Annotated in this window: 13 protein-coding genes; 8 read left to right on the top strand and 5 right to left on the bottom strand. The window is 70.1% G+C overall.

What is annotated here, in order from left to right; genetic code table 11:
* Nucleotides 1-42: 42 nt before the first annotated feature.
* Entirely contained in the window at nucleotides 43-2,247 is a 2,205-nt protein-coding gene (locus OG875_RS27740; RefSeq protein ID WP_330176956.1) for a SpoIIE family protein phosphatase, read from the bottom strand.
* Nucleotides 2,248-2,427: 180 nt separating this feature from the next.
* Nucleotides 2,428-2,883, bottom strand: coding sequence for an SRPBCC family protein (locus OG875_RS27735; protein WP_330176955.1), 456 nt, complete (start codon nucleotides 2,881-2,883; stop codon nucleotides 2,428-2,430).
* 382 nt (nucleotides 2,884-3,265) lie between these two features.
* On the opposite strand from OG875_RS27735, the gene OG875_RS27730 reads away from it, so the two are divergent.
* The 5 genes from OG875_RS27730 to OG875_RS27710 all read left to right on the top strand — a co-directional run bounded on the left by OG875_RS27730 (nucleotide 3,266) and on the right by OG875_RS27710 (nucleotide 7,622).
* Nucleotides 3,266-4,288, top strand: coding sequence for an acyl-CoA dehydrogenase (locus OG875_RS27730; protein ID WP_330176954.1), 1,023 nt, complete (start codon nucleotides 3,266-3,268; stop codon nucleotides 4,286-4,288).
* Complete coding sequence (locus OG875_RS27725; RefSeq protein ID WP_330176953.1) at nucleotides 4,285-5,049, top strand: PIG-L deacetylase family protein; 765 nt, start codon at nucleotides 4,285-4,287, stop codon at nucleotides 5,047-5,049. The genes OG875_RS27730 and OG875_RS27725 overlap by 4 nt, the downstream gene beginning before the upstream one ends.
* A 41-nt stretch (nucleotides 5,050-5,090) precedes the next feature.
* A complete protein-coding gene (locus tag OG875_RS27720; protein WP_330177927.1) occupies nucleotides 5,091-5,678 on the top strand; it encodes a class I SAM-dependent methyltransferase in 588 nt (195 codons plus the stop codon).
* Nucleotides 5,675-6,520, top strand: a complete 846-nt coding sequence (locus tag OG875_RS27715) for a glycosyltransferase (protein WP_330176952.1) — start codon at nucleotides 5,675-5,677, stop codon at nucleotides 6,518-6,520. The genes OG875_RS27720 and OG875_RS27715 overlap by 4 nt, the downstream gene beginning before the upstream one ends.
* Before the next feature lie 211 nt (nucleotides 6,521-6,731).
* Nucleotides 6,732-7,622, top strand: a complete 891-nt coding sequence (locus tag OG875_RS27710) for an SDR family oxidoreductase (RefSeq protein WP_330177926.1) — start codon at nucleotides 6,732-6,734, stop codon at nucleotides 7,620-7,622.
* A 206-nt stretch (nucleotides 7,623-7,828) separates the two neighbouring features.
* On the opposite strand, the gene uvrA is transcribed toward OG875_RS27710, so the two are convergent.
* Together uvrA and OG875_RS27695 are read right to left on the bottom strand one after the other, a co-directional pair.
* A complete protein-coding gene (gene uvrA, locus OG875_RS27705) occupies nucleotides 7,829-10,300 on the bottom strand; it encodes an excinuclease ABC subunit UvrA (RefSeq protein ID WP_330176951.1) in 2,472 nt (823 codons plus the stop codon).
* A gap of 920 nt (nucleotides 10,301-11,220) precedes the next feature.
* The gene (locus tag OG875_RS27695; protein ID WP_330176950.1) at nucleotides 11,221-12,138 is read right to left on the bottom strand and encodes a LysR family transcriptional regulator; all 918 of its coding nucleotides are present in this window, start codon (nucleotides 12,136-12,138) and stop codon (nucleotides 11,221-11,223) included.
* An 86-nt stretch (nucleotides 12,139-12,224) separates the two neighbouring features.
* On the opposite strand from OG875_RS27695, the gene OG875_RS27690 reads away from it, so the two are divergent.
* Nucleotides 12,225-12,674, top strand: a complete 450-nt coding sequence (locus OG875_RS27690; protein ID WP_330176949.1) for an ester cyclase — start codon at nucleotides 12,225-12,227, stop codon at nucleotides 12,672-12,674.
* A gap of 756 nt (nucleotides 12,675-13,430) precedes the next feature.
* Here the strand turns inward: OG875_RS27690 and OG875_RS27685 are convergent.
* Entirely contained in the window at nucleotides 13,431-14,387 is a 957-nt protein-coding gene (locus tag OG875_RS27685; protein ID WP_330176948.1) for a helix-turn-helix domain-containing protein, read from the bottom strand.
* Between the two features lie 71 nt (nucleotides 14,388-14,458).
* Between OG875_RS27685 and OG875_RS27680 the strand changes: the two genes are divergently transcribed.
* Both OG875_RS27680 and OG875_RS27675 read left to right on the top strand, forming a co-directional pair.
* Nucleotides 14,459-15,214: a DJ-1/PfpI family protein gene (locus OG875_RS27680; protein ID WP_330176947.1), complete on the top strand. Its 756-nt coding sequence runs from the start codon at nucleotides 14,459-14,461 to the stop codon at nucleotides 15,212-15,214.
* Nucleotides 15,215-16,462: 1,248 nt separating this feature from the next.
* Nucleotides 16,463-16,801: a helix-turn-helix domain-containing protein gene (locus OG875_RS27675; RefSeq protein WP_330176946.1), complete on the top strand. Its 339-nt coding sequence runs from the start codon at nucleotides 16,463-16,465 to the stop codon at nucleotides 16,799-16,801.
* Nucleotides 16,802-17,196 lie beyond the last annotated feature (395 nt).

The following is a 17,196-nucleotide window of genomic DNA, read 5'->3' as shown; positions in this document are numbered from 1 at the left end:
CAGAGCAGAGGGTGCGGCCGTGTATCCGGCCGGGTTCGAGGATCAGGTGTCCGAGCCGGGGTGGGTGGCGGTCAGGACGAGTACGGCCTGGTCGTCGTCGATGGCGCGGCCGTCGGTGAAGGCGTGGACGGCGGTGGTCAGCAAGGCCAGGATGTCCGAGGCCCGCTGCGGTGCCGGGGTGAGGGCCTGGGTGAGGCGGTCCTCGTCGAATTGTTCGTCCGCGCTGTCGCGGGCTTCGGTGATGCCGTCGGTGTAGAAGACCAGGCTTTCCCCGGGGGCGAGATGGACTCGGCGGGATTCGAGGAGGGGGTCCGGCAGGACGCCCAGGAGTGGGCCGTCGCTGTTGACGGGGCGGGTGCCGTCGGCGGTGAGGTGCAGCGGGAGGGTGTGGCCGGCTCGGACGAGTTCGATGTCCAGTCCGGCCTTGGCGCTGGTGAAGTGGCCGTAGACGAGGGTGACAAAGCCGGTTCCGTGACTGCCGTGCCGCTTGATCAGAGCGTGGTTGACGGCCTGGACGACGGCATGTGGGTCGGGCAGGAATGAGGCGACGGCCCGCACGGTGTGACGGACCAGGGCGGTGGTGGTGGCGGCAAGCGCACCGCGGCCGCAGACGTCGCCGAGCATGAAGGCCCAGCAGCCGTCTTCCAGGGGGAAGACATCGTAGAAGTCCCCGCCGATTTCCAGCCCTTCACCGGCGGGGTGGTAGTAGGTGGCCAGTTCCGCGCCGGGCAGGGTGGGCAACTCGGGCAGCAGGAGGCCGGCCTGCAGGTCGCGGGCGAGGGCGGCACGCTGGGTGTACTGGCGGGCGTTGCGGGCGGCGGTGGCGGCGCGGCGGGCGAGTTCCTCCGCCAGGGCCACCGCGTGCCCGTCGAACATGTGGTCGCCTGTGGTCAGCAGGGTCAGGGTGGCGAAGGTCTGTCCGCGGTCGGTGAGCGGAACGCACAGGTAGCCGGTGACGTTCAGGTCCTGCCAGGGGCCGGGCCCGGTGGGGGTGCGGCGGGCGACCTCGGTCAGCGAGGAGGCCAGTACGCGGGCGACGGCGTCGTCGGCGGCGTCGTAGACAGGAATGTGCGCGGCCAGCAGCTGCTGTGGGTGCTCGGTCGGGGCGGCGGTGGCGATTCGGCGCACCCGCCCCTCTTCGACGACGTCGACGGCGCACAGCGGGGCCAGGGCCGGCACGCACAGGTCGGCCAGCCGCTGGAGGGTCTGGGCGTAGTCGAGGTCGGTGCTCAGCGCGGTGCTGGCCTTGAGGAGGAACGCCAGGTCGTCCTGGGCGGCCTTCTCCCGGGCCTCGGCGGCCAGGCGGGCCTGTTCGGCATGGTGGCGTTCGATGGCCAGCGCGGCGGTGTCGGCGAAGACAGCGGCGAGCGCGAGGTCGGCCTCGACGGGGGTACGCGGGACACGGTGGTACATCGCGAAGGTTCCCAGCAGCTGTCCGTCGCAGCCCAGGATGGGAGTGGACCAGCAGGCGGCGAGGCCGGCGCGCTCAGCTAGGTCGCGGAAGTCATCCCAGTACGGGTCGGTGGCAATGTCGGAGACGACGACCCGCTGCCGGCGGTACGCGGCGGTGCCGCAGGAGCCGACGCCGTCACCGGTGGCGATGCCGTCGATGGCCTGGTTGTAGAAATCAGGCAGACCCGGGGCGGTCCCGTGGCGAAGGTGGAGGCCGTCGTCGTCGGCGAGGAGAACCGAGACCAGGACTCCGGGCGACAGGTCCTCGATGGCCTTCGCCATACCCTCCAGAACTTCTCCCAGGGGCGCCTGGCGGGCGATCTGCTCCAGCAGGGCACGGTGCTCGGCGGTCAGCCGCTGGGCGTGCTTGACCTGGGTGGTCTCCACCCCGATCATCCGCACCCCCATGACGTTGCCGCCCACGTCACGGCGAGGCTCGTAGGTGAAGTCGAAGAACGCCTCGCGCAGCTGCGCGCTCTCGCCCAGCAGAATCCGTGCGTCGCGTCCGGTGCAGGGCCGGCCGGTACGGTAAACCCGGTCCAGGAGCGCGGTGAAACCCTGCTCGGCGAGCTCGGGTATCAGCTGCCCGACCGGCAGCCCAGTACGTGTCGAGGTACGCCCGACGGCGGTGAAGAACGCCGGGTTCGCGGTCTCCAGCAGGTGGGCGGGGCCGGCCAACGAGGCGAACAGCGTGGTCGACTCGCCGAACAGCGCACGCAGATCTGCCTCCTCGGCAGACGCCACCCCGGGCCCGGGTCCCTCTAGTACGGCTGGCTGCTCCGGTGTGTTGGTCATCCCACCCCCCTCTCCCGAACGCTGGTCTCCGCATGGGCATCGGCCCCCCTGTCACGCCCGCTCCACGCGACAGCGAGGGCGTCCTCGGTACTGGTGTGCACCGGAATCACCGAATCCAGTCCAGTCCGCGAGAGCACCGGCCGCGCCGGGATGAGACCGCACGGGTCCGCATCCACCGGTTCAGATACCCGCTCGCTCGCGCCCGGGAAGGCTCTCCACCACGTCCGCCAGCCGGGCGAGCATGGAGCGGTGTCGAAGCTGGATCAGGGCGTCCACAGCCGTGTTGTTGAGCAGCCCGCCCGGTCCACGCAGCGGATGCTCGTCGACGACGACCAGGGCGTTCTCGCCCCAGGGACGGATCTCGACGGCGATCCGCGCGGTGCCGAGCCATCCGCTGTCCGCCTCCAGCTCCAGCACCCCGGGCTCCTCGCACCGCCGGACGATCGTGCTGCCCGAGGCCGACCACCGTCCCAGCCGAACCGTGTACGTGATGCTCGAACCGACCTCCGGCCAGGCCCCCTCCCGGGGTTGCGTCTCGGACGTGCCGACCACCCGGTCGCCGTACCGCGAACCGTCAGCGAGCACCGCCCGAACGTCCCCCGCGGACCGTTCGATCAATCGGTGTCGTACGGCCATTGGCCCTCCAGCGTTGGTGCCCGAGCCCCGAGTGGGCCGGGCACCAGGTACCCGGCACGCCCGGCCACATGCCTCTTCCCATCGACTACCGGGGGCCCGAGGCGGGGCGGGGTGCGCCGAGGCCGACGGCGGGGACCGCCCCTGACCGCGCCGGCGTCTCGGAGCTCACGTCCGAAAGAGGCATGACTGCGCCGAGCGGGGAGACCAGGTGGTCCGGCACATCAGCCCCGCCGGTGCGCGAGCCGTCCCGGCCACGGTCCCCTCCACGGGTGCCGCCGGGGCGCGCCCTGCGGCTGCCCCGCCACAGAATGAGAACACAACGCACTCGCACGGTTGCTTGAAGTAACCACCCGGTCGATGTGCCTACGCCAAGGAGCCCCGGATGTCTCACGTTTTCTCCCCCGACCGGGCCGAGTCCGCAGGGGCGCGCCAGCGTCGCGGCTTCTCTGCGGAGGAGTCGCGCCGTCTGACGGCAGAGACGTTCACCGCGCAGGTGTCGGCACTGGACGGCGTTTTCCCGCTGCCGGGAGGCGGCCGGACACAGGAGCGGTTCGAGGCGCTGGCGGCGGCGGGCGAGCGGGACGTGTGCGTGGCGCGTCTGCTGGAGGGGCATGTGGACGCCGCGGCGATCCTGGCGGAACTGGGGGCGCCTCCGCCGGGGCCCGGCGAACGATGGGGGGTCTGGGCGGCGCAGCCGCCCGGTGAGGGGCTGACCGCCGAGCGGTCCGGCGCCGGATGGGTGCTGCGTGGACTGAAGCGGTACTGCTCCGGCGCCCACTCCTGCACTCATGCGTTGGTGACGGCGGAGGCGCCCGACGGGGGCCGTCTCTTCCGCGTCCGGCTCGGCGAGGGCACCTGCCCGGTGCCCGAGACGTGGCAGGCGCTGGGCATGGCCGGCAGTGACACGCCCGATGTCCGTTTCGACGCCGTGTCCGCCGAATCTCTCGGGGGTGTCGGGTCGTACGTTCAGCGGCCGGGTTTCCAGCACGGCGGCGTCGGCGTGGCCGCCTGCTGGTACGGAGGGGCGCGTGCGGTCGCCCGTACCCTGGCGGAGGCTGCGGCCCGGCGCTCGGAGCCCTTCACCGATGCTCACCTCGGCGCCGTCGACATGCGCCTGCACGCCGCCGGTGCGGTGCTCGAACAGGCCGCCCGCGAAATCGACCGTGATCCTCTCGACACGGCGGGCGCCGCCCGGCTGCGGAGCCTGCGCGTGCGCTCCTTCGTCGAGTCCGTCTGCGCCGATGTCCTCACCCACGTCGGGCGGGCCACCGGTGCGGGCCCGCTGTGCCACGACGAACGCCACGCTCGTGCGGCGGCCGACCTCACCGTCTACATCCGGCAGCACCACGCCGAGCGCGACCTCGCCGAACTCGGCACGCTCGTCGCCCGTCAGGGGTCACTGTGACGCCGCACGCCGAAGGCCGGCCGGTGTACGCGGACCCCATCCAGGCGCCGGGCACCGACGAGGAGCTCTGGCGGTCGTGGCCGGGCTGGGAGGGGCTCCCCGACTTCCGGCTTCCCACCTCCGGCCGGGTGGTGGTCGTCGCGGCCCATCCGGACGACGAAGTGCTCGGCGCGGGCGGCACCATCGCCCTGCTGCGCGGCGCGGGCGCGGAGGTGACCGTGGTGTCCGTGACCGACGGCGAACGTTCCCACGCCGCGTCCGGCAGGGTGACCCCGGCGGGCCTGGCGGGCATCCGGAGCGGGGAGCTGAGGGACGCGCTCTCCCATCTGGGTGGGGCCGATGTCGTCGCCCTGAAGGTGCCCGACACGGAAGTGGCTCGGCACGAGGACCGGGTGAGGAGCGCCCTTGGGCGCGTACTGGCAGGGGCCCGGCTGTGCCTCGCGCCGTGGACGGGAGATGTGCACGGCGACCACGAGGCAGCCGGACGGGCCGCGCTGGCCGCGTCGCGGGACCTTGGGGTGTCGTGTGCGATGTATCCGGTGTGGATGTGGCACTGGGCGCGACCGGGTGACCCGCGCGTGCCGTGGGGGGCCGCCGCGCGCGTCCGGCTGTCCCCCGATGTGCTGCGCCGCAAGCGCCTGGCCGTCGGCTGCTTCGTGAGTCAGACCGAACCGTTGGGCCCGCTCCCCGAGGACGCGGCCATCCTGCCCCCGGACGAACTCGCCCACCATCTGAGGCCCTTCGAGGTGGTCCTCACGTGACGGAGCAACGGCCCGGGACTCCCGGCTCCTACTTCGAGGACATGTACCGGCGGGCGGACGACCCGTGGCACCTTTCGGAACGGTGGTACGAGCAGCGGAAATACGACCTGACCGTCGCCGCGCTGCCGCTCCCCCGCTACCGGCGGGCGTTCGAACCGGCCTGCTCGGTCGGCGAACTCACCCTGCGCCTGGCGCCGCGGTGCGACTCACTGCTGGCATGCGACCGCGTGGCCTCCGTCGTGGCGGGCACCGCAGGACGTTTCGCCGGGCTGCCACGGGTGACGGTCCGGCACATGACGATCCCCGAACAGTGGCCGGCCGGCACCTTCGACCTGATCGTGCTCTCCGAGGTCCTCTACTACCTGGACGAGCCGGGCTTCGACCGAGTCCTGCATCACGTGGCGGCCACGCTCGAACCCGGCGGCACGCTGGCCACGGCGCACTGGAACCATCCCGTACGGGAGCACCTGAGCACCGGTGAGGCCATCGCCACGCGCCTGTCCCAGGTCTCCGGTCTTTCCCTGCTCGCCGACCACCGCGAGGACGACTTCGTCCTCCAGATCCACACACGTGCCGGTACGGACGGCCGTACCGCCGCGAGTCCCGCGCGGCGCGAAGGACTCGTATGACCGTCAAGGCCGTCGCCGTCGTCATTCCCGCGCACAACGAGGAGAGGCTGCTGCCGAGGGCGCTGGACGCCGTGCGGCGTGCCGCGGCCCATCCCGGTCTCGCCGGAGTGCGTATCGCGACGGTGGTCGTCACCGATTCGTGCGTCGACCGCACCGCCGAGATCGCCGCGCGTGCCCAAGCCGTCGTCGTCTCCACCGACTGTCAGAACCCGGGCACGGCCCGGGCCGTCGGTGTCGCGCACGCCCTGGACCTCCTGGGCGCCGACGGTACGTGGATCGCGTCCACGGACGCCGACAGCGCTGTCCCGCCGCACTGGCTCAGCTTCCAGCACACAAAGGCACACGAGGGATGGGCCGCGGTCGTCGGAACCGTACGCCTGCCGCCCTCCGTCGTCGCCTTCAGGCACTCCCTCCGCTACCACGCCGACCGCCCGGCCCCGCCGGCGCCCTGGGATCACCCTCATGTCCACGGCGCGAATCTCGGCGTCAGCGCCAACGCCTACCGTGACGTCGAAGGGTTCCAGCCGCTCGCGGTGGGCGAGGACCGTGCCCTGGTCCGCGCACTCCTCCGACGGGGCCACCGCATCCTGCGAACGGACGAATGCCCTGTCCTGACCTCCGACCGGCTCCACGCCCGCGCCACCGGTGGATTCGCCCATGACCTCGCGGTCATCTCGACACACACCACAACGCCCCGACCGTCACAGGAGGGGAACAGCTCGAACCGGGCGGACCGGGCATCGATCAGGCAGACGAGAGCTTTGGCGGACGAGGCCGGCATCGAGCAGCGCGACGGCCACCGGCCGTCGCTGGGCGGTGAGCCTTCCGTACAACAGCCGTAACACCAGGCATCTGTTCTCCGGCGTTCCCGGCACGGATGCCGACGGACCGCAACCGATTCGCGGCGTGCGGCGGGGACGGCGAAGTCGTCTCCACCGCGCCCGCCGGACAGGGGCGGCATTCCTGCGGGTGCACGCGGAGGGCGTGCCGGATTCGACCGCGCGGTTCCGGGAACAGATGAGTGCCCCGTTCTCCAGCGACAGGAGTCACATGATGGCCGAGGACACCCAGAAGCCCAGGGACCCGGTGAGCAAGCACCCCCAGCCGGAATTTCCTCAGCAGGAGCAGGCGCATCCGGGGTGGAGCGGTCCGATGGACCCGCCGCCGGACCACGGCGAGGACTCGTACGAGGGCCACGGCCGGCTCGCGGACCACAAGGCGCTGATCACCGGCGGCGACTCCGGCATCGGACGGGCCGTCGCTCTGGCCTTCGCACGCGAAGGGGCAGACGTGATGTTCAGCCACCTGGACGCCGAGGAGGAGGACGCCCGCGAGACCGTACGGCTGGTCGAGGAGGCCGGGCGCAGGGCGGTCGCCGTCGCGTGCGATCTCCGCGAGGAGTCCCGGTGCCGGGACCTCGTCGGACGAGCCGTCACGGAGTTCGGGCGCATCGACATCCTGGTCAACAACGCCGCCTTCCAGATGTCGCAGCCCGACGGTATCCAGGCCATCTCCACCGAGCAGTTCGACCGGGTCGTACGCACCAACCTGTACGCCATGTTCTGGCTCTGCAAGATGGCGCTGCCGTCCATGCCGAAGGGCGGAAGCATCATCAACTCGGCCTCCGTGCAGGCGTACAAGCCCAGTCCGCACCTGCTCGACTACGCCATGACCAAGGGCGCGATCGTCACCTTCACCCAGGGGCTCGCCCAGATGGTGGCGCAGGACGGCATCCGCGTGAACGCGGTCGCCCCCGGCCCCGTCTGGACCCCGCTGATCCCGGCGACGATGCCCGAGACCGCCGAGTTCGGGAAACAGTCCCCCCTCGGGCGGCCCGCCCAGCCCGCCGAGATGGCACCCGCCTACGTCTTCCTCGCCTCGCCCCAGGCCAGCTACATCACCGCCGAGATCATCAACGCCACCGGCGGCACGCCCCTCCCCTGAGCGCCGGCGAACCAATGGGAAGACGCCAGAAAGGGTCAGGTATTCGCTGATCATTCGCACCGGCCGCCGCGGACGGGTTGCTCAGTCGGCACGCTCGGAATTGTCCCCGGCCCCGGATCCACAGGCGGACGCCGAACGGCACGTCACCGCCTTCCGCATCCGGCAGGAGACCTGGGCCGACCGGTGTTCAGCCCCTCGCGCCGTCGTCAGGAGCGCGCGAGCCGGGCCGCGAGGTAGGGCGCGGTGGCGCTGCGGCGGGCCCTCGCCACCTTGGCCGGCGGCCCCGCCGCGACCACCCGCCCGCCCGCGTCGCCACCGGCCGGCCCGAGGTCGATGACCCAGTCGGCGGTAACGATCGTGTCCAGGTCGTGCTCGACGAGGACGACCGTGTTGCCCGCGTCGACGAGCCGGTGCAGTTGTCGCAGCAGCAGTGCGACGTCCGAGGGGTGCAGCCCCGCCGTCGGCTCGTCGAGCAGGTAGAGCGCGTGGCCGCGGCGGGCTCGCTGCAGTTCGGTGGCCAGTTTGATGCGTTGCGCCTCACCACCGCTGAGCTCCGTCGCGGGCTGCCCCAGCCGCAGGTACCCCAGTCCCACCTCGCGCAACGTCTCCAGACTGCGGGAGGCGGCCGGGACGGCGGACAGGAACGTGGCGGCGGCGTCGACGGACAGCCCCAGTACTTCCGCGATGTTCTTGCCGCGGTAGGTGACTTCCAGCGTTTCGGCGTTGTACCGGGCGCCCCGGCAGGTTGGGCACGGCGCGTAGGTGCCAGGCAGGAAGAGCAGTTCCACCGCGACGAATCCTTCGCCCTGGCAGGTCTCGCACCGCCCTTCGGGCACGTTGAAGGAGAAACGCCCGGCCGAGTAGCCGCGCGCCCTGGCCTTGTCGGTCGCCGCGTACAGCTTGCGCACCGCGTCGAACATCCCCGTGTACGTGGCCAGGTTGGACCGGGGCGTTCGGCCGATGGGCCGTTGGTCGACCCGGACCAGCCGGTCGAAGGACTCGACCCCCGACGCGTCCTGGACGTCGACCTCCAGCTGCGCCTCGTCGGGCTCCTCGGGTTCGAGTCCGAGGTGGCCGCGCACGACCTCGGCGAGCACCTGCGTCACCAGCGTCGACTTTCCGGAACCGGACACGCCCGTCACCGCCGTCAGTACGCAGAGCGGTACGTCGACGGAGATGTGGTGCAGATTGTGGCGGGAGACGCCGCTCAGGCGCAGCCAGCCGTGCGGCGTACGCGGGCGGTGATCGAGCGGCTCGGCACGCCCGAACAGGTGCCGGCTCGTGGCCGACTCCCCCACCCGCTCAAGACCGGCGACCGGGCCGCTGTACAGCACGCGCCCGCCGCCCGCCCCCGCGCCGGGGCCGATGTCGACCACCCAGTCCGCCCGCCGTACGACGTCCATGTCGTGCTCCACGACGAACAGCGAGTTGCCCGCCGCCTTGAGGCGGTCCAGCACGTCCAGCAGCGGTTCCGCGTCAGCCGGGTGCAGGCCCGCGGAGGGTTCGTCGAGGACGTAGACGACGCCGAACAGCCCCGAGCGCAGCTGGGTGGCGATCCGCAGGCGCTGCGCCTCGCCGGGCGACAGGGTCGTCGAGCGGCGCCCGAGGCTGAGATATCCGAGGCCCAGATCGAGCAGTACGTCGACCCGCGCGACCAGATCGCCGCAGATCCGGACCGCGACCTCGGTCGTCTCCCCGGACCGGGCGGTCGACGTGGTGGCGTCGGCCTCGGACCGCCCCGCGACGGGCCGCAGCAGCACCACGACCTCGGTGAGCGGCATCGCGTTGATCTCGGCGATGGAACGTCCGGCGAAGGTCACGGCGAGCGCCTCGGGCCGCAGTCCGCTGCCGTGACACTCCGGGCAGGGCACACTCCTGACGAACCGGAGCGCCCGTTCGCGCATCTTCTCGCTCTTGGAGTCGGCGAGGACGTGCATGACGTGCTTGCGGGCGCTCCAGAACTTGCCCTGGTAGCCGTAGTCGACGCGGTCCTCCTCCGGCTCGATGTACACGGAGGGCTGGTCGTCCGTGTACAGCAGCCAGTCCCGGTCCTTCTTCCTGAGCCTGCGCCACGGTCGGTCGATGTCGATCCCCAGGCCGCTCACCACACTGCGCAGGTTGGCGCCCTGCCAGGCTCCCGGCCAGGCGGCGATCGCCCTCTCACGGATGCTCAGCGAGGGGTCCGGGACGAGCAGGTCCTCGGCGACGTCGTGCACGACGCCCAGTCCGTGGCACTCCGGGCAGGCGCCGGCCGCGGTGTTGGGTGAGAACGACTCGGCTTCCAGCCGTGCGGCCCGGGGCGGATAGGTACCGGCGCGGGAGTACAGCATGCGCAGCAGATTCGACAGCGTGGTGATGGTGCCGACCGTCGAGCGGGAGCTGGGCGACCCGCGTCGCTGCCGCAGGGCCACGGCCGGTGGCAGTCCGGTGATTTCCCGCACGTGCGGTGCGCCGACCTGTTGCAACAGCCTTCGGGCATACGGTGCTACGGACTCGAAGTAGCGCCGCTGGGCCTCGGCGTAGAGCGTGCCGAACGCGAGCGAGGACTTGCCGGAACCGGAGACGCCGGTGAAGGCGACCATCGCGTCCCGCGGAACGTCGACGTCGATGTTCCGCAGGTTGTTCTCACTGGCGCCCCGGACATGCACGAAGGGGTCGGTCGCGTCCTTGTTCACCATTCCTGACTACCTGATCGCGCCGGGAACCGCGCGACGGGCGCCCTCACCGGGCCTCGGCCACCCGAGCCTCCTGACTGTCCCGGATCTGTTCTCGATACACCTAGCCGCTCGTGCCGTGACGGCGGAGACGGCGGCCCGGGATCCGCTTCGGCTCCGGAAGATTTTCGGAGCAGGCGGCCCGCAGGCTCGTGACTCGTGGCTCGTTCGCCCTCCGGCCGGGCGCCTGGCCGGGATCATGCTCGTGCTCCCCGATGCGCAGACGGTCCGGGTCCGTCTGGATGGGAGGCAGTCAGCTGCGGACGTTTCGCAGTGGCGCCATCTCATCGGTGTGCCCGCTTGGGTGACGAAACGGGAGGGCGTCGAGGCGGCCGAGTATCCGGTGTGGCTCACCGCCGACCAACTCCGGCCGATCAGCGGTGTGGACGTGCCCACCGTCGTGACACACAGGCTTCCCGCGCAGCCTCCAGCGGGCGCTTCCGGGTGGACGGTGGTGCCGGGTGAACGTAAAGGGCAGAGCATGGTCCATGACATCGACTGCCGGAGCGCGCCCCCTCTCGCGAACGAGCTGACCACCCTGGAAGCCGACGTCACCCAGCTCATACCCCTGGTCCAAGCCGTGCCGCCCGTCAGAGGCGAGCGCGGGCGTCCCCGCCGACGCCCTACCGCTCTGTACGCCGGCCGCGGCTACGAGTACGACTCCTACCGCCGCGAACTGGGCGTCCGACCGGTCATCGCTCGCCGCGGGACCGAGCAGGCTCCGGCCTGGGCGTCCACCGCTCCGTCGTCGAAGCCGCCTTCGCGCTCCCGCACTGGTTCCGCCGTCCGCGCACCCGCCGGGAGATCCGCGACGACCTCCACGAAGCCTTCCTCGCCCTCGGCTGCGCCATCATCTGCCGACGCCACCTGAAGACCTTTGCTTGCTAGGAGTCCTCAGGCGGTTCCCGCAGGCGGGCAGCCTGGTTCCGCAGGGCTGTCACCATCGCCCGTGTCTGAGCGGAAGGGTGCGGCCGGGTCACGGCGACGGTCGCGCGGCCGGGCCAGTAGGTGTCGGTGACGGCCACGGCTCGTACGCCCGTCGGCAGGGCCGGTACGGCCAGGTCGGGGATGACTGTGATGCCCAGTCCGGCCGCGACCATGCTGAGGCGTGTCGACCAGCTGCGCGCGGTGTGGGCGATGTGGGGGTCCGACAGGGTCGGCCAGGCTCCGAACTGCGGCTCACCCGCCGCGCCGTCCCCGGCGATCCAGTGCTCCTGGGCCAGGTCCGGCACGGTGATGCCGGCGTGGCCCGCGAACCGGTGCGTGTCCGGGACGACCACCAGAAGATCGCCTTGGAGCACGGTGGTCTGCCGGAGTTCGCTCAGGTCGTAGTCCGGCAGGCCGTGGCCGACCCCGATGACCACCATGTCCAGCCGGCCCGTCCGTAGCCGCCGGAGCAGGGCGGGCGTAGCGGCCTCCTCCAGGAGCACGGCGAGACCTGGATGGCCGGAGGTCACCTGCGCCATCGCTCGCGGGACCAATGCCATGGCGGCGGTGGGGTAGGCGCCGATCGTGAGACGCCCCGCGAGCCGGTCACGCAGGCCGGCGAGCTCCAGCTCGGTCGCCGCCACGTCGGCGAGAACCTCCGTCGCGCGGCGGACGAGCACCTGGCCTGCCGGTGTGAGCGCTACGCCGCGTCGTGTGCGGTCGAAGATCGGCGCTCCGGCTGCCGCCTCCATGGCGGCGACCTGGCGGGAGACGCCCGACTGTGTGTAACCGAGCATCTCGGCGGCCCGGGTGAACGATCCCGCGGTGGCGACCTGGTGAACGACGCGGAAGCCAGTGAGGGTGAACTCTGCCATGACCCGAACCTAACATGCGCTTCTGTCATGGAAATGGTGCCGAATCATCGTTTGACCGCATGACCGGGGGCGGGCAGGCTGGTGGCATGACACAGCAATTCACTCGTGACGAACTCGTGGCCCGCCTGGTCCGGGCCGGCGAACTGGAGGTGTCGGGCGAGGACCCGGACGAGGCCTCGACGTACTTCGACACCGAGAAGTTCCGCTTCCACGGGCCGGACGGCTTCGAGTCCGACTTCGCCGGGCTCAACGACTACTTCGCGTCGGTGCGCGAGGCATTCGACGACCGGTCGATACGGCGCGGCATCGTGGTGGCCGAAGGTGACCACCTGGCCTGCCAGACGTGGATCGAAGGCACATTCGCCCGTGAGTTCACCCAGTCACCGGTCGGCCCGCTGCCGCCCAACGGCAAACGCGTCGTGTTCGACCTGATCAATATCTTCCGCTTCGACGACCGGGGACGCCTCGTCGAGGAGTGGGTGCGCGTCGACAATCGCGGACTCTTGCGCCAGCTGGACGCCGAAGGAAGCTATTAGCCGGACGGCCCCGAGGGGTGAGGCCGGCGGCGACATCGCACAGCAGAAGCAAGAACACCGCCACCAGCGGCGTGACCGTGGTGTGGGTGAGCATCGCAGGTGTGGGTGAGCATCGAGGCGAACAGTCGGACGGTGCGAACCTCGGCGTCCAGAGGGACCAGGGGTGTCTACAGGGCCGTCTGCCGTCTTCACCCTCCCGCGCTGGTCCCGCCGCCTGCGCACCCGCCGGAAGATCCGCGAAGCTTTCCTCACCCTCGGCCGCGGCATCATTTGGTGGCGCCGCCTGAAGACTTCTTTTCGCAAGGAGCCCTGAGCACCCGCCGGCTCGGGCAGTAGGAAACCAGACAATCCAGCCGGTTGACGCGCGCGCCACGTTGCTGCGTTGGCAGTCGCCCAGGCCGGCAGCGATCTCTCCAGTCGGGCGTTCGATGTCGCGCGCCCGGAAGGCATGAGCTGGGACGAGTTCATCGGATCTTCCGCAGCTGGCAGCAGCAACTCCCCTGGCAGGAAACGCATGCGTTCGCGCCGAACGATCGCATGCCCTACCTGTACGGCCCCGGTCTCTACGCCGGCACCCGCGGCGACCACGCCGCTGACTTCCACCGCGGACACGAATAGGGCTTCTTCCGCCGCAACGCACCTGAAGTCAGCAGGTTTGGTTTCATCCGCCTGTTCAACAACACTGACGTCACGGCCCATCGCATCTTCGTCGCCGTCGGGCCTTAACCTGACCGTCGTGATTGCCCCGGCATGAACTTACCGGCCGAAGGTCTTCCGATAAGCGGTCGGACTGGTGGCAGTGGCTTTACGGAAGCGGGCACGGAGATTGGCGGCGGTGCCTAGCCCGGCACGCCGGGCCACTTCGTCGATGCTGTGATCGCAGGATTCGAGAAGATGTTTGGCGAGATCGATCCGGGCGGTCAGCAGCCACTGTGTCGGTGAGACTCCCGCCTCTTCTACGAAGCGGCGCGCGAACGTGCGCTCAGAAAGGCCCGCATGCTTGGCCAGCCGGCGGACGGGCAGTTCCTCGCTGAGATGACGCAGTGCCCAATCCCGGGTCCGGGTGAGCGACTGACCGGACGTGTGAGGTATGGATCGCTTGATGTACTGGCTCTGGCCCCCGACCCGGTGCGGTGCGGCCACCGCAAGTCTGGCCGCGGCGTTCGCGGTGGCCGCACCGTGGTCACGGCGGACGATGTGAAGGCAGAGGTCGATTCCCGCGGACGCGCCGGCCGAGGTCAGGATCTGGCCGTGGTCGAAGTAGAGCACGTCAGGGGCCACCGTCACGTCCGGATATCCCCTGGCCAGGTGATCCGCTGCGCGCCAGTGCGTAGTGACGGTGAGCCCGTTGAGCAGGCCGGCCTCGGCCAGGGCGAAAACTCCCGAACAGATGGACACCATCCTGACGCCGGCGGTGTGGGCCCTGCGCAGCGCCAGGAGAGCAGCAGTCGGAAGCGGCCTGTCCAGGTCGTACCCGGGCACGACCAGGGTGTGGCAGCGGTCCAGCTCCTCGAGTCCGCGTTCCGCGCCGAGGGAAAAGCCGTCGAACGTGGGCACTGGTCCCGGTTCGGGCGCGCACACGGTGATGCGGTACCGGTCGGGCAGGGCACCGAAGACCAGGAGCGGGACGCCGAGGTCGAAGGTCACGACGCCGTTCAAGGCCAGGACAGCGACGTTTCTGACCGCCGTGTCGGGGCGCGCGGGAGATACCATGGCGGGAAAATAGCACATGTTGTCAGAACTGCCACTCGATTGTGAGTGCGGCGATCATTACCGTGATTCTCATGAGCCACGAAGCAACTCCAGAACCTGCGCGGCCACTCCAAGTCGCCATGCTTCTCTTCAACGGTCACACCGCACTCGATTTCATCGGTCCGCACACGGCCTTCGCAGGCGCGGGCATGAATTGCCACCTGGTCGCCGAAACCCTCGAACCGGTTCTCACCGACAGCGGGATCGCCATCGCACCGACCACGACATTCGACGACTGTCCCTCCCAGCTGGACGTCCTGTTCGTGCCCGGAGGGTTTGTCGAGGGCCCGATGCTCGACAACAAGACCATCGCATTCCTCGCTGACCGCGGTGCGAGGGCCTCGTACATCACCTCGGTCTGCACCGGATCAATCGTCCTCGCCGCCGCGGGGCTGCTCGACGGCTATCGTGCGGCGACTCACTGGTCCACACGCGCCCAGCTGGCACAGCTGGGCGTCGAGGTATCGACGGAACGCGTCTGCGTCGATCGGAACAGGTTCTCCGGGGGTGGTGTGACCGCCGGCATCGATTTCGGCCTCACACTTGTCGCCCACCTTCTCGGCGAACAGGCGGCGAAGTTCTCCCAGCTCGCTATGGAATACGACCCGAAGCCGCCGTTCGACGCCGGTTCCCCGGAAGGTGCCGGGCCTGAAGCGGTCGCCCTGTTCAATCAGTTCATCGCAGAGGCGGACAAGAACCTCACAAGGGCCGCATCCGACGCACTCGGACAGCGAATGCACCCACACACGCGTCCCAGCGGTCCCCATGCCGAAGTGCCAGCGAAGTAGGCGGTCCGCCACCCGAGGGGCACATCGCAAGAAGAACCTGGAGCCGGACCCCGGCTTCTGGCGACGTCGACCGATCCACATGAAACCGCCTGAACGCGCTTCATTACCGGGCGCCGTAAATCGAGCTCAATGCCGCCTTCTCCAGGCGCCCGTGGGCCCAACCCGAGGAACCGGCGGGCGCCGACACGTAGGCGGGCGTCGACGCCGCACCGCGAGCACCGAGCCGACAGCGTGGAGGCCGACGCGAAGAACAGTCGCGCCGACAACCGGTCACCCCGCGACCCGCCGATTCACCTTGCGTCATCTCGCGCATAGGCCCACCCCTCGAAACCTGAAGTACCAGAGGTCACACCTCAGGCCCACGCCTGCCGGCCCGCCGCCCGACACGAACAGGGAAACCTGCCCGGCACGGTCTCCCGGCGACCAGAGGCAACGATCCCCCGGGGCGCCGCCTGGCTCGGGCGATGGCGACCGCGCGCCTGCCCGCGTGGCTGTTCGTGGCCGACTGTCTCCTCGTCGAACGCGCGAAAATCTGTGTCGGCCGGAGTAGACATTGGGCGGTGGTGTGGTTATGGTTTCTCTCGTAGCCCAGAGAGACAGCAGGGCCTGGCAGAGACGAACTGCCGGGCAGCAGTAAGGAAGTTGCAGTTCGCAGGTCGGTGCGGTGGTGGAGTTCCGAAGCCAGAGCGGTTGCAGGACGGTGACGGGACTGACGGCCGGACCGGGTGGCCCGCAGATTCAGGGGCCGCCACAGCGGTATCGCAGTACACGCAGACAGCAGTGCGGTGTCAGTGGTTCCTCGGTAAAGGCGTCGGCTGCGGGCGCGCGTGCCGGGAGGTTCGGCAGTGGGGTTCCAAGCCAGAGCAGACGCACGACGGGCGACGGGGCTGGCTGCCGGAGAGTGGCGCTTACTCAGGTCACCAGCAGTTCGTATCACCAGAAGTAAGAGCAGTGCGCAGTGCAGCAGTAGGTAAGTGATTGATCCCAGAGGGAAGAAACGAAGGAGGCGAGCGCCATCAGGATCGCCCGGGTGGAGTCAGTGAGCCCGGGTACCGCAGGACATCGATAGTGAGGTGGTCTCCGGTCAAGCAACCGCGATCCCCGCATTCCCCGTCCTCTCCCGGACGGCCGTGCGGACACAGAAGGCCGACGCAGGAACAAGGTCGGCAGATGGTGTAGCAGTTCCTTCGGGGCCTTGGTGCCGTACGGCACCAAGGCCCCTCCAACGCGTTCCGCAGAGAGGTGCAAATGACAGCAGACGACTCGTTCAGCCGTCTGGATGACGACGACTACCCCGCCTACACGATGGGCCGGGCCGCCGAGATGCTCGGCACCACCCAAAGTTTCCTCCGCGCCATCGGCGAAGCCCGCCTCATCACCCCCCTGCGCTCCGAAGGCGGCCACCGCCGATACTCCCGCTATCAGCTGCGCATCGCCGCCCGCGCCCGGGAACTCGTCGACCAGGGCACCCCTATTGAGGCTGCCTGCCGCATCGTCGTCCTCGAAGACCAGCTTGAGGAAGCCCTGCGCATCAACGCCGAACACCGGCGCACCGCCGCACCGGCAGACCCGACGGCCACCGCCTGAGACCCGCAGCTTCTTCACGATCCTCGCGGCAGCGGCCCGCGCGTGCTGCCCGGAACTCACAGCGTTCCGGGCAACTTCGTTTTCACGGCCGTTGGATCAGAGAGAACCGAGGAGATGGTTCTCCGGAGTCCGGGAGTGGCGTCACGACGCCGGAGAGCGGCCCACCGTATCCCCATCCCACGGTTCGGACGCCACCCTGTCAGCCGACGGATGCGCACAGAAGCCCGTCCGGTGCTTCCATGCAGCGCCCGGCGCGCGATCGGTGACGTGAAGCGGAGGTCGCCAGGGAACGCGGCGCCAGGGTGGTGCGGAACACGGGCCGAGAACGGCGAGCATGGGTTCGGCCCGTGTCTTCCACCCGGCCGAGTCCGCTTCGTCACGTTTCCGCAGGGCCA

Source organism: Streptomyces sp. NBC_01498, assembly GCF_036327775.1.
In the GTDB taxonomy this organism is placed as follows: Bacteria; Actinomycetota; Actinomycetes; order Streptomycetales; family Streptomycetaceae; genus Streptomyces.
This window is presented reverse-complemented; position numbering and strand designations above follow the sequence as displayed.